This is a genomic window from Pseudomonas sp. SWRI18 (assembly GCF_014268345.1).
Classification (GTDB): Bacteria; Pseudomonadota; Gammaproteobacteria; order Pseudomonadales; family Pseudomonadaceae; genus Aquipseudomonas; species Aquipseudomonas cedrina.
Window position 1 is genome coordinate 247,832 of the sequence record NZ_JACCQQ010000005.1, and the last position, 12,815, is coordinate 260,646.

Annotated in this window: 10 protein-coding genes; 3 read left to right on the plus strand and 7 right to left on the minus strand. The window is 62.9% G+C overall.

The genetic code is table 11. From position 1 onward, the window contains the following. Positions 1-47 precede the first annotated feature (47 nt). The 5 genes from H0Z09_RS08705 to H0Z09_RS08725 all read right to left on the minus strand — a co-directional run bounded on the left by H0Z09_RS08705 (position 48) and on the right by H0Z09_RS08725 (position 4,734). Positions 48-956, minus strand: a complete 909-nt coding sequence (locus H0Z09_RS08705; protein WP_186689682.1) for a FecR domain-containing protein — start codon at positions 954-956, stop codon at positions 48-50. Continuing rightward, positions 953-1,471, minus strand: a complete 519-nt coding sequence (locus H0Z09_RS08710) for a sigma-70 family RNA polymerase sigma factor (protein WP_186689684.1) — start codon at positions 1,469-1,471, stop codon at positions 953-955. Before H0Z09_RS08710 ends, H0Z09_RS08705 begins: the two co-directional genes overlap by 4 nt. 90 nt (positions 1,472-1,561) lie before the next feature. Next, positions 1,562-2,176 carry an LpxA family transferase gene (locus tag H0Z09_RS08715; RefSeq protein ID WP_186689686.1) on the minus strand — a complete coding sequence of 205 codons (615 nt, stop codon included), beginning with the start codon at positions 2,174-2,176 and terminating at the stop codon, positions 1,562-1,564. Positions 2,177-2,255: 79 nt separating this feature from the next. Next, positions 2,256-3,701: a mechanosensitive ion channel domain-containing protein gene (locus H0Z09_RS08720; RefSeq protein ID WP_186689688.1), complete on the minus strand. Its 1,446-nt coding sequence runs from the start codon at positions 3,699-3,701 to the stop codon at positions 2,256-2,258. 166 nt (positions 3,702-3,867) lie between these two features. Then, positions 3,868-4,734: a pirin family protein gene (locus H0Z09_RS08725; protein ID WP_186689690.1), complete on the minus strand. Its 867-nt coding sequence runs from the start codon at positions 4,732-4,734 to the stop codon at positions 3,868-3,870. A gap of 180 nt (positions 4,735-4,914) precedes the next feature. Between H0Z09_RS08725 and H0Z09_RS08730 the strand changes: the two genes are divergently transcribed. Next, a complete protein-coding gene (locus tag H0Z09_RS08730; protein ID WP_186689692.1) occupies positions 4,915-5,658 on the plus strand; it encodes a response regulator transcription factor in 744 nt (247 codons plus the stop codon). Positions 5,659-5,678: 20 nt separating this feature from the next. Further along, on the plus strand, positions 5,679-7,013 hold the full coding sequence (locus H0Z09_RS08735) for an ATP-binding protein (protein ID WP_186689712.1): 1,335 nt from the start codon (positions 5,679-5,681) through the stop codon (positions 7,011-7,013). Between the two features lie 132 nt (positions 7,014-7,145). Here H0Z09_RS08735 and H0Z09_RS08740 read toward each other — a convergent pair whose 3' ends face one another. Together H0Z09_RS08740 and H0Z09_RS08745 are read right to left on the minus strand one after the other, a co-directional pair. Further along, on the minus strand, positions 7,146-9,077 hold the full coding sequence (locus tag H0Z09_RS08740; RefSeq protein ID WP_186689694.1) for a TonB-dependent receptor: 1,932 nt from the start codon (positions 9,075-9,077) through the stop codon (positions 7,146-7,148). 78 nt (positions 9,078-9,155) lie between these two features. Further along, the gene (locus H0Z09_RS08745; RefSeq protein ID WP_186689696.1) at positions 9,156-10,361 is read right to left on the minus strand and encodes a multidrug effflux MFS transporter; all 1,206 of its coding nucleotides are present in this window, start codon (positions 10,359-10,361) and stop codon (positions 9,156-9,158) included. Positions 10,362-10,654: 293 nt separating this feature from the next. Here H0Z09_RS08745 and H0Z09_RS08750 point away from each other — a divergent pair. Continuing rightward, the coding region (locus tag H0Z09_RS08750; RefSeq protein WP_186689698.1) for a DUF6531 domain-containing protein at positions 10,655-12,815 on the plus strand (2,161 nt) is incomplete at its 3' end.

A 12,815-nucleotide genomic window follows, 5' to 3' on the forward strand; every position in this document is an offset into this window, starting at 1 on the left:
GCCGCATTCGCGGGCTTGCTCGCTCCCACATTTTGATCTTGGGCACCTCAGGAAAGTGTCACCCAATACCGGGTACGCGCCTGTACACGGAACCCCAGGCTTGAGGCCAGCAAGTCGAGAATGCGATCGGTGTCGTCCAAGCGAAAACTTCCGGTAACCCGCAGCGCTTCCAGGCTGGGCTCCCAGCGCAGAACGCCCGGCCGATAGCGTTGCAGCTCCCGCAGGAAATCGCCCAGCGGTTGGTTCTGCGCAGTGAGTACGCCATCGCGCCAGCCCAGTTGCAGCGCATCGAACGGTGTCCAGGCGCCCAGCCCGCCAGTTTTCAACCGCGCTTGCTGTCCCCCTTGCAAGGTCGCCATTCGCCCGCTCAGATCGCGCACCTGCACCGAGCCCTGGAGCACAGACACCAGGCAACCCGCGGCCAGTTGCCTTACACACACCTGCGCCTGGCTGACCTTCAACTCGCCGTAGCGGGTCTGGACAGTCATCGGCGCTGCACCAGGCACATCAAGCGCCAATTCGCCGTCCAGCAACGTGATGCGCCGCTGCGCCAGGTCCACGTCCACCGCCGTCGCGGTATTAAGTTGCAGGCTGCCGCCGTCGTCCAACAGCACGCGTTTGCGCTCGCCGGTCGCGGTGTGCAGGTCGGCGCGCCATGCCTCGATGGGCAACTGACGGCTGATCAACCAGGCGGTCGGCACCAATGCCGCGAGACCCAAGGCCCCCTTGAGCACGGCGCGGCGCCCCGGCTGCGGGCGGTCGAGGCTGGCCATTGCCAGGGCCTGGGGCAAGTCACTGAAACGTTGGCGCAGGGTTTGGGCTTTCTGCCAGGTCTGTTCGTGTTGCGGGTGGCTGTCACGCCAGTGTTGCAGCGCGGCATGATCACGCTCGGTGGCCGCGCCGGATTCAAGCAGCGCCAGCCACTGGGCGGCGGCGCGGGCGACGTCACGGCTCACAGGTCCACCAGCAGGCAATGTTCGTAGGCTTGGGCCATGTAGCGTTTGACCGTGCGTTCGGACACGTCCAGGCGTTCGGCGATCTGCCGATAGCCCAGCCCTTCCAATTGGCTCCAGAGAAACGCGCGGCGCACCAGCGCTGGCAAGCCATCGAGCAGTTCATCCAGGGCTTGCAGGGTCTCCAGCACCAGCCAGCGCTGTTCGGGCGACGGCACACAGGCTTCCGGCAGGTTTGCCAAGGCATTCAGGTAGGCCTGTTCGAGGCTGCGCCGCTGATGGAAATTCACCAGCAGGCGCTTGCCCACCGTCACCAGATACGCCCGCGGCTCCTGCATCTGCGCAATCGGCTGCGCGCTGGCGAGTACACGCAGGAACGTATCCTGGCTCAGGTCGGCGGCATCCCAGGCATTGCCCAGGCGCCGGCGCAACCAGCTTTCGAGCCAGCTGCGATGGTCGCGGTACAGGCTGGCCAACGTCAGTTCGGGGACGTGGGACGGGACAACAGCATCATTCATGGCAAGCGACCTGCGCGGCGCGAGTGAGTCTCAAATGAGATTCATTCTATTTAATATCGTGCCGACACACCATGAATTTATCGCCGACTTCTAGTCGCTCTCCGCATCAAACACCTGCCCACGCCCAACCACGCTGCCAGGCTTGAGCAGCGCACCCGGCGCCAGTACCGCATTGGCGCCGATCCGGCAGCCGTTACCCAGCAACGCGCCGAACTTGTCGCAACCAGTGCGCTGCAAGGTCCCGTCGACGCGCACTTGCACGTCTTTGTCGTCGCGCTCGTTGCGATAATTGGCGACGATGCTGCCCGCCTCCAGATTGACGCCCTGCCCCAACACCGAATCGCCGACAAAATTGAAATGGGCGAGCTTGCTGCCGCTGAACACAAAGGAGGTTTTCAGCTCTGCACCGGGGCCGATGATGCAATGCTCATCCAGCCAGCAACCACCCCGCAGCAACGCTCCGCTGGCGATAAAACAGTGAGCGCCGACAATCAGGGGCGGCTTGAGCAAGGCGCCGGCTTCTACGGTGGCGGTGCGATGAATGGCAATTTCATCCTTTATGAGGTATTCGTCGGCGGGCAGTTCGGCCAGCAGTTGGCGCACTACGACCGGGGCCTGCGTCACCAGCACCCAGGGGGCGAGGTGAGCCCACGGGGCGAGCGGGGATTGGGAAAAATGGGCGATGTAGTCGGTGAGTCGGATCAAGGTCAACGCCTCCTGCGAGCAAAGAAGCCTTAAACGCTAGCATGTGCCTACGCGCCTGCCCAATTCAGCCTTGCCGTGCTCACAGGCCACGCTTGCGCAACCACTGCAGGAAACCCTTCTTCACCGGCACCACGGGCGCCTCTTCGGTCAGGGCCTGCGCGGCGTGCAGGCGGAAGTCCAGCAAGGTTTTCATCGCATCGCCGATGTCGTGGCGCGCATCCAGGCAGGGGGTCAAGTATTCCTTCTCGATGCGGTACAGGGTGCAGAGTGTCTTGGCGCAAAAGTCCGCCAGCGCGGCCTGGTCGGTCAGGATGCCCGCCTCGCCGATCACCTCGCCCGGCCCCATGCGCCCTGCTTCGAATGTGTGCCCGCCCTTGGTCAGCATCACCGAGACCACGCCGGACTCCACAATGAACAAATGATCGCTGACCTCTCCCGCCGGCAAAATCATCTCGCCGGCACGGTAGGTGTGCAGGGTCATGTTCTGGCTGAAGGTGTCTTTTTCCTCCTGCCGCAAGGTGGAGAAAATCGTCGAATTATCCAACAGCGCCCGCGCCCGTGACGTTTGCGTCGGGGTAGCGTTTTCGGCGGCCGATAACAGACTCACGCCCGCCGCCTGCAGGTGCCGGAAGGCCAGGTCATACAGTTGGTTGCGGACTTCGCGCTTGAGCGGCATTGCTGGAACGAACCCGCTGATCTCGTATTCGACACCGCCACTGGCGGAGGTCTTGAACGCCACGCTCGGCGCGGGCTTGCTCAGCAGCGGCCGGCAACCTTGCATGGCCCGCTCCAGCGCCTCGATCACCGTTTGCGGACGTGCATGGGGGCTGACCTGCACGCTCACCGCCAAGCCGAACATATCCGCCGGGCGCGAGAAATTGATGATCTTGGCCTTGGCCGCCAGCGAATTGGGGATCACCGCCATGCTGCCCTGGGAGGTTTGCAGGCGCGTGGCGCGCCAGTCGATATCGGTCACCCGGCCTTCGGTGCCGTCGATGGAAATCCAGTCATCCAGTTGATAGGGCTTGGTGGTGTTGAGCACGATCCCGGAAAACACGTCGCTCAGCGTGCTCTGCAACGCCAGGCCGACGATGATCGCCACGGCGCCGGACGTTGCGAGCACGCCCTTGACCGGCAGGTCGAGCACGTAGGCCATGGCGGCAATGATCGCAATCAGGAAGATCACCGCCCCCATCAGGTCCTGCAGCAATCGCCCGGTATGCCCGACCCGCTGCATCATCAGCGCACCCAGCAACACCGTCAGCGTACGCGCCGCAAACAGCCACCAGCCGATCTGCAAGGCGGTGGCCGCCAGGTGCAGCGCCGTGTCGTCCGCATAAGGCGCAAGCTGCATGGGGTTCATGCCGTCGTTGAACAGCACGGCGCTGAATACGGCAAAAATCACCAACCGCGCCGCCAGCTTCCAGTTGGCGAGGTCGGCGGAAATAAGGCGCCACACGGCGATGTCAATAAAGATCAGCGCCAGGGCGCACAGCATCGGGTGATCAGCGATAAATGAGGGCATCCAGGCGACTCCAGGGCGAATGACGGGAAGATCGCATGAAACGGGAACGCTGCAAACAAAATGTGGGCGCTGGCTTGCCTGCGCTGCGCACGCCTCGGTGTATCAGTCACAGCGCGCTGATGCTATCGCGGGCAAGCCAACTCCCACAGGGTTTTGTGCCGAGCCGTCAGGCGTGCATTTGCCCGAACTTACCGGAGTGGAAGTCGGCAAACGCCTGATGAATCTCCTGCTCGGTATTCATCACAAACGGCCCGTGACCGACGATAGGCTCGTCGATAGGCTCACCACTCAACAGCAACACTTTGGCATCTTCGTCGGGCGCCAGGGTCAGTTGGGTGCCGTCGCGCTCGAACAAAGCCAGTTGCCCCTGGCGGGCGACCTCTTCGCCGTTGACCCGCACGGTTCCGCTCAGGATCACCAGGGCGGTGTTGCGTCCCTGGTGCAGGTCGAGGGTCACGGGTTGGCCGGCGTTGAGGCGCAAGTCCCATACATCAATGGGGGTAAATGTATGGGCCGGCCCGCGAGCACCGGCAAACTCGCCGGCGATCAGGCGCAGGTGCCCGGCGTCGTTGGCCAGCGGCAGCACGGGGATGTCGCTGTCGACGAGGGTCTGGTAACCCGCCTCGGCCATTTTGTCCTTGGCCGGCAGGTTGACCCACAGTTGCACCATTTCCATGACCCCGCCGCTACGGGCGAAGGCTTCGGAGTGGAACTCCTCGTGGAGGATGCCTTTGGCGGCGGTCATCCATTGCACGTCGCCAGGGCCGATTTTGCCGCCGGCGCCGGTGGAGTCGCGGTGTTCGACTTCACCGTCGTAGACGATGGTCACGGTTTCAAAACCGCGATGGGGGTGTTGGCCGACACCGCGACGTTGTTCGGTCGGGGTGAAATCTACGGGGCCGGCGTGGTCCAGCAACAGGAATGGGCTGATGTGCTTGCCCATCGAGTCGTAGGAAAACAACGTGCGTACCGGGAAACCGTCGCCGACCCAGTGGGTACGAGGGCTGGTGTAGATGCCGATGAGTTTTTTCATGGTGGTCCTCCAAAGTGCATACACCTTAAATCCAAGGGTAATTCGGCACTAGAGGGCAAGAATGACCTTGATCGTTCCACTGATGGAACGCAAGACCACAACACGTTTACAAAAGCAGCGTTAATGATAATGACTCGTAGTAATATCCGCCCTCTCCCGCTCAACCTGTCGAGTGCCGCAATGCCATTTGCCCCTGCGCCTGCCGCGCCTCGCGTGCTGGTAGTGGATGACCACCGAAAAATCCGCGAGCCCCTGGCCACTTACCTGCGCCGGCACACCTTTGAGGTGCGCACCGCCGAGGACGCGGCCGGCATGTGGCAATTGCTCAAGACCCAGGCGTTCGACGTGGTGGTGCTGGACGTGCTGCTGCCCGATGGCGATGGCTTTGAACTGTGCAACCAGTTACATCGGCGCGGCAACGTGCCGGTGATCCTGTTGACCGCCCGCGACACCGCCGCCGATCGTGTGCGCGGCCTGGACCTGGGGGCCGACGACTACATCACCAAACCCTTCGAGCCCCGCGAGCTGGTGGCGCGCATCAACAGTGTGCTGCGCCGCCAGGGTCGTCATACCGAGCCTGCCGCAGCCAGCCGCAGTGCGCGCGCCTATCGCTTCGGCGGCTGGCATTTCAGCGTGATCGGCGCCACGCTGTGCCGCGACGGCAGCCCGGCCATCCAGCTCAGTACCGCTGAAAGTCGTTTGCTGCAGGTCTTTCTCGCCCATCCCAATACCCTGTTGCCCCGCGAACGCCTGATCGATCTCACCGCCGCCGCCGACAGCGACGTGAGCGACCGCGCCATCGATCGTCAAGTCAGCCGCCTGCGCCGCAAACTGGCCCAGGGCGATGAAGCGCTGGACCTGCTGCGCACCATCTGGGGCGCAGGTTACCTGCTGGCCGCCGAGGTCAGCGAATGCGCGCCCTGAGCAGACTGTGGCCGCGCACCTTGGCGCGGCAGTTGAGCCTGTTGTTGTTATTGGCGCTGCTGGCCTCGAACGCGATTGCGATGCTGGTGCTGCAACGCACCGGCAGCCTGATCCACCCGTTGTCGCGCAGCTTCAGCCTGGAACGCCTGGGCACTGCCCATCACGCCGCCGTCGATTTGCCGCCCGCCGAAACCGCGCATCTGCTGGCGGCCATGGGCAGCGCTGGCGCACGTTTCTGGATAGCGTCAGCGCCGGAGGTGGCGCCCTTTGAGCTGCGTCCCGAAGAACAGCGGCTGGCCAACGAACTGCGCAGCCGACTGCATCTGAATGAGGCGCTGGCCATCGGCGTGCAACTGGAGCGCATCAGCGGCGCCAATGCTCGCACCCATCTGTTCAGCCCCGCCAGCTGGGCACCGTTACGCCTGCGCAGCAGCATCGCACTGCCCAATGGCAGCTACCTGAACGCGGTGCAGTTTCCTGCCGGCGCCTATGAATGGGGCCGCGTATTGGCCTACAGCCTGCCGGTCACCACCCTGCCGGTGCTATTGATCGTGATGTTTTTTATCGCTCGGGTGGTGCGCCCGATCAAAACACTGGCCCAGGCCACTGAGCGGGTGAGCCGTGGTGAATGGATCGCCCCGCTGCCCGAACAGGGCCCGCAGGAAGCGCGCGAACTCACCGTCGCCTTCAATGCCATGCAGGCCCACCTCGCCCGGCATGTCGAAGGCCGCACGCGGATGCTCGCCGCGGTCAGCCATGACTTGAATACACCGATCACCGAACTGCGCCTGCAGGTCGAATTGCTGGAGCCCGGCGCGGCCCGCGATGACATGCTCGAAAGCCTCAGCGAGTTGAGCGCGATGGTGCGCGAAACCTTGAACTTCGTACGTGACGACGCGGTGCAGGAACACACCACAACAATTTCACTGAGCGCGCTGCTCGATGACCTGGCCAAGCGTTACCAGCGCTTGCAGCAGCCCGTCACCTGGGCGGGCGCGCCACCGCTGCAGGTGACGTGTCGGCCGTTGGCGCTCAAACGGGCGCTGACCAACCTGATCGACAACGCCCTGCACCACGCCGGCGATGCCAGCCTGCACCTGCTGCGCGAGCACGGCGGTTGGCTGCGCATCGAGATTCTCGACCACGGCCAGGGCTTGCCCGAGGACTGGCTGAGCAAGGTGTTCGAACCGTTCGTGCAGCGCGGCGTCAGCGACGGCGGCGTGGGGTTGGGCCTGGCGATTGCACGCTCGTGCATCCAGGCCCATGGCGGTGAGCTGGTGCTGGAGAACCGCCCACCGGCCGGCCTGTGCGCGGTGGTGCGATTGCCTGCGGCGCTTTCCTGCTTTCTTGTCTGATCGTTCCCACGCTCCGCGTGGTAATCCATCCCGTGACGCTCCGCGTCACCTGCCACACTGAGTTGTCCGGCGGGACGCGGAGCGTCCCAGGCGGCATTCCCACGCGGAGCGTGGGAACGATCAACCCAGGCTTTAAAAATTGAGCGTAGCGCCCATCCATAGCGTACGCCCATAGTTCACCGTGCCGTAGGTTTCATCGTCCAGGCGCTTGTCGGTGAGGTTGTTTAAGGAGGCGTTGAGGGTCAGCGAATCGTTCACGTCAAACGAACCACCAAGGTCGGCGGTGGTGTAGCCCGGCGCCGGTTCGTCGGTGATCGTGTTGCCGGTTTCTTCGCCGTAGTAACTCAACGAAACCCAAGCCTGGGTGCGGTCATTGATCGTCCACTCGCTGCGCACATTGGCTTTTTGTTCGGGCGTGAGGGCCAGCGGCGCGCCCTTGTTGGCGCCGCTTTTTTGCTCCGAATCGGTGTAGGTGTAATTGGCCTTGAGCAGCACGCTGGGGTTGATGTCCCACTGGCCATTTAGCTCCACGCCCTGGATGATCGCTTTGTCGACGTTGACCCGCTCCATGATGGTGTAGCTGTTCCAGCGCCGGTCGGTGGTGACGGTGGAAAGTTTGTCCTGGAAGTCATTGTAGAACAGCGTGACGCCGCCCGACAGGTCGTCACGGTTGCTCCACAGCGCCGAAACTTCGTAGTTGGTGCTGGTTTCGGGCTTGAGGTCCGGGTTGCCAAACATCACGAAGCGGTTGCGGCGCAGGTAAGCATAGTCCTCGACGACCGCACGCAATTCCGGCGCCTTGAAGCCACGGGCGACCCCGCCTTTGAGCGTCCACTGTTCGGAGGCGCGCCATACCCCGTAGACCCGTGGGCTGAGGTGTGCGCCGTACTTTTCGTGCTCGTCCAGGCGCAGGCCGGTGGTGAGGGCAAAACTGTCGGTCATCGACCACTCGTTCTCGGCAAACAGGGCCTTTTGCACGACCGAAAACTTATAATCGACGCGGTCGCCCAGGCCCTGGTTCCAGTCGGTCAACTCGCTTTCATTCCATTGCAGGCCGACGGTGCTGACGTTATGCGCAGTGGGTACCACCAGCTTGGCGTCGAACACGGTGTTCTTGATCTCGGGTTTGCGCCCGTAGATGTCGGTTTGTGCGGCAGTGGCCTTGCCTTCGCGGCTGGACGTTTCCTGGGACAAGGCGACGTCCGAGGTGGCCCAGCCCCAACGACCCTGATGGGACAGCGACCAGTGGTCGCGGTTGTTTTCCTGCTCGCGCGTGGCCCAGTTGGCGCTCATGCCGTCGCCGTTTTTCAAGCGCGTGGCACCGGCTTCCAGCAGGATGTCGTGGTCGATAGTGGGCGTGAATGCCAGGCGTGCGGTGAGGTCGCGGTGGTCGGCCTGGCTGAAGCCATTGGTCTGTTCGATGTCATCGTCGGCCTGGCGATCCAGGTAACGGCCCCACACCTGCAAGCCCAGGAAGTCTTCCTTGAGCGGGCCGCTGAGGTAGAACTGGGTCTGGCGCGCGTTGCCCTGGTCGCTGTGCTGGCGTGCCGAATAGTCGTACCCCAGCGAACCGCCCCAGGTCGGCGACACCTTGCGGGTGATCACGTTGATCACCCCGCCGATGGCATCCGACCCGTACAGCGAAGACATTGGCCCGCGCACCACCTCGATGCGCTCGATGGCGGCGGCCGGCGGCACGAAGCTTTGTTCGTAGCCACTGTTGCCATTGACCCGCGATTCGCGCGCGCTCTGGCGTTTGCCGTCGACCATGATCAAGGTGTAGTCGGCCGGCATGCCACGGATGGAGATGTCGGTTTCATTCGCGCCGCCATTGACCGTCACGCCTTCCACGTCGCGCACCGCATCGCCAAGGTCGCGGTAGGACTTGCGCCGCAGCGCTTCGCCGTCGATCACGGTGACGGAGGCCGGGGCGTCCTCGACGCTTTGTGCAAAGCCGGAAGCCGTCACCACCACATCATTAAGTGCCAGGGGTTCATCGGCGGACGCGTTGAGGCTGCCCGCAACCAGCAGGGCCAAGGGTGAGAAGCGAAAAGCAGTAAGCATCGACATGGACCTTAGGATTGGACTCAAAAGAGAATCGTAATCATCCAGCCCCGGATAACTTGGACAAAGTGTGACAACTCAGACGCTAGGCACCCACGCCGCACGCCGCTCGCGCAACAGGTGAAAGGCGACAAAGGCCATCACCGCAAAGCCCCCCTGGATGATGATCATCGGCGCAGCACTGCCGTCGCGCAGCTGGCTCAACACCAGGCCGCTGCAGGTGGCGCCAAACATCTGCGAAAAGCCCATCAGCCCCGCCGCCAGCCCCGCGCGGTGCGCATTGGGCATCACGCCGCCGGTGACCGAACCGGGCAGAACCAGGCCGCCGCCAAGGGTCGCCAGGGCGATGGGAATATCCAGGCCCACTGCCGACAGGCCGAACAACGCATAGATGACCACCGCCAGCACCCCACCGCAGGCCACCAGCGCGACGCCCATCGATACGATGCGCTGCGGCCCCAGGCGCATGATATTGCGCCGGGTATAGGTGGAGCCGACGATCAGCATCGACACGATCAAGCCGAAGTTGATGCCATATTCCAGGCTGCTGAACCCCAGCAGGTTGATAAACACCGCCGATGAACCGGCGATTACCGCAAACATGGCGCCATAGGTGCACGCCAGGGCCACGGCGAACGCGCGGTATTGGCGGCCCTTGAGCAGATCCAGGTATTGCCCGCCCAGTGTGCGCCAATGCCCCGCCCTGGGGTCGAGGTAGTGGTTGCTCTCGCGAAAGAACCACACGGCCAGCAGCAACACCACGCTGCCGATCACCAGCGCCAGGATGATCGGCGCGCGCCAACCCAAGAGTTTGATCAGCAGCCCGCCGACCATCGGCGCCACCACAATGGCGTAGAGCATGCCGATCATGGTCAGCGCCAGGGCCGGCCCCGCTTCGGCCTTCCACACGTCGCGCACCACCGTGCGCGCCAGCACCAGCGCGGCGCAGGCGCCGAGGCCCTGCAGCACGCGGGCGGCGATGAACTGGTAAATGTCATTGACCAGCAGCATCGACAAGGTCGCCACCACATACAGCAGCAGGCCGCCGATCAGCACCGGGCGGCGACCGATCCGGTCCGACAGCGGGCCGAACAGCAATTGCCCCAGGCCAAAGGCTGCGACGAACGCCGACAACGCCATCAATGCGGAACCGGCGGGCGCCGCCAGCGCCTGCTCGATCGCGCCCAGGCCGGGAATGATCAGTTGGGTCGAAACCTCTCCCAGCGCCGTCAGGGCCACCAGTAAAAACAACAAGCTGCGCGATGGGGCCGGGGCGTTTGCCATGGGGAACATCCGGGGGGCTGGATCAATGTATATTTCGACCATAATATGCGTGAAAAATTATGTCCATAATTTTTTCGTCCGCTCGACGCCGATCAGCCATACGCCGGTGCCTTGTCCCGAATCCGCACGGGCGTTTAGCCCGCTGACGTTATTGGTGAAACGTCCCACATAGCCGCCGGATAAGCTCTACTCCCCTCCTACGCAAAGCGCTGCAAAGTCCCTCGCCTGAATACACAGTGCGAGGGATTGCAGATGGTTTTACGTGTCAGTGCCCCGGTTAACGGGGCTGCTTCATGATCCAGCTAACCGGCCAAGCCATTGGCTACCTGGTGCTGGCCACGATGGATTCGAAGACGCGGGACGTCGAATCCGTTCTCAGCGACTTCAAACGCTGCCTCAACCACTACGACGCCTGGGCCGAGAGTTTTTTCAGCTTTTCGGCATTGGCTATCGAACAGGTCTTCAAGGTTGGGGATGAAGTGGCGCTGGTGGCGCCGATCAACCGCTCGATTATCCCCAGCAGCACCGTCGCGGCGTGCCCGGCAAGCGGCACGCTGACCCTGGTGCATATGTTCCAGAGTTCACGGTTCGTGCCCATTGGCAATACGCCCGTGATGGTGCAGCGCATCGACCCCGACGGCGGCCCTCTGGGCGAGCCGATCCACAAGACCATCGGCCCAAGCGGCATTCTCGAAATCACGGAGTGCGACCGCAACCAGCGCTACCGTGTCAGTTTCTACCCCGATGTTTCCAAAGCGCATTTCAAAGCGTTGTACGCCTCCTATCAGTCGGTTATTGCGCCGCTTGAAGGTTGGCTGCGCAGCGAATGGGCCAGCACCTTCGCACCGTTGTGGAAGGGTTACGCCGAAGCCAACTTCCTCAAGCGCTACCTCTCGCTGCATCAGGCCTACGCGCGTGGGTTCGGCGAATCGCTGTACTCGCTATGGGACAGCCTCAAGCAGTTGCTTGAGTGGCTTGCCGACCCGTTGGGTTATGCCGAACAGCTGCTGCATTACCTGTCCCAGGACGAATTGGACAAGCTGCTGAGCCTCGGCGCGGACACCCTGGCCAAGGGCCTTTTGGTGCTCAGTGATGAGCCGCTGTTGTTTATCTACCTGGCGGCAATGGTCAGCTGGATGCGGATGTTGCCGCCGCCGTACATGAACGAATTACTCGGGGAAATCACCGCCGAAGTATTGATCAACCTGTTGCTGGGCCTCGCCACTGCCGGGATGGGCATGGTGGTGCGGATGAGTACGAAGGTGCTGGGCGGCATCAAGTCTCAACGTGCGCGCCGATGGCTGGAGCACATGGCCGGGCAGTTTGGCAAAGCTCGCGTGGATGACCACGCCGAGCTCGCCAAGCCGATTCTATTGGGTGGGCCTGCAACGCAGATCAGGACGATTCCGGATGTGCCGTTGAGGGTTGGGGATCAGCTGGTTTCGAATCCGGTGCCGGTGGTGCGCGGCAAGTCCCAGCGGACGGCGTTGGTGCGGCAGGAGGCTGCGGACGATGTGCCTGCTGTTGCTAGGAACCCGGCGGGGGATGCGGCTGATTCTTCGGATAAGACCGTGACCAATGGCTGCCCGGTGTCGATGGTCACTGGCGAGGAATTGCTGACGCTGACCGATGGGGTGCTGGACGGGATTTTGCCGTTTGAGTGGACCCGCTTGTATCGCACCAGTGCGGTGGAAATCGATAGTGGATTGGGGTTCGGCTGGAGTCATTCTTTATCGCATCGGCTGAGTGTTTCCGCTGATTCGGTGGTGTGGGTCGATCATGAGAACCGGTCGACTGCCCTGCCCTTGCCGACGGTTGCTCGGCCGGCGATTACCAATAGCCTGGCAGAAGCAGCGATCTATTTGGGATCGTTGCCCGATGAGTTGGTACTGGCGCAAGCGTCACGTTTCTACCACTTTCGCGAAGGCGTGCTGACGGCAATCAGCGATGCGTATGACAACCGGCTGCGCATTTCCCGGGACTTCTTGGGGCGCATTGAGCGGGTTGATAGCGGCGTCGGGCGTTCGCTGTTTTTGCGCTATGCGTCGGGCCGCATCGTCGCGGTGGACTATCAGATTGAACGGGCGGTGGACGACGGTCCGTTTGTCTGGGTGACGGAGCAGAACGTTGTTTCCTACGCCTATGACGACCTTGGACGGCTGGTTTCGGCGATCAATGCGGTAGGCGAAAGCGAGGTTTATCGGTACGACGAGCAGCACGTCATTCTTGAGCGTGGGCTGGCCGGTGGGGCGAGTTTCTATTGGGAGTGGGAGCGGACTGGCAAGGCGGCGCGGTGTGTCCGGCATTGGGCGAGTTTTTCGCAGATGGACACGCGGTATGTCTGGGATGACAACGGCAGCGTTACGGTTTTTAACGCCGATGGCAGCCAGGAAGTCTATGTCCACGATGATCGGGCGCGCCTGGTACAGCGCGTCGATCCGGATGGTGCCCAGC

Coding starts and splice junctions, on each gene's coding strand:
- H0Z09_RS08745 (WP_186689696.1), bottom strand. CDS start 10,361: ATGGCAAACGCCCCGGCCCCATCGCGCAGCTTGTTGTTTTTACTGGTG.
- H0Z09_RS08725 (WP_186689690.1), bottom strand. CDS start 4,734: ATGAAAAAACTCATCGGCATCTACACCAGCCCTCGTACCCACTGGGTC.
- H0Z09_RS08710 (WP_186689684.1), bottom strand. CDS start 1,471: ATGAATGATGCTGTTGTCCCGTCCCACGTCCCCGAACTGACGTTGGCC.
- H0Z09_RS08730 (WP_186689692.1), top strand. CDS start 4,915: ATGCCATTTGCCCCTGCGCCTGCCGCGCCTCGCGTGCTGGTAGTGGAT.
- H0Z09_RS08740 (WP_186689694.1), bottom strand. CDS start 9,077: ATGCTTACTGCTTTTCGCTTCTCACCCTTGGCCCTGCTGGTTGCGGGC.
- H0Z09_RS08720 (WP_186689688.1), bottom strand. CDS start 3,701: ATGCCCTCATTTATCGCTGATCACCCGATGCTGTGCGCCCTGGCGCTG.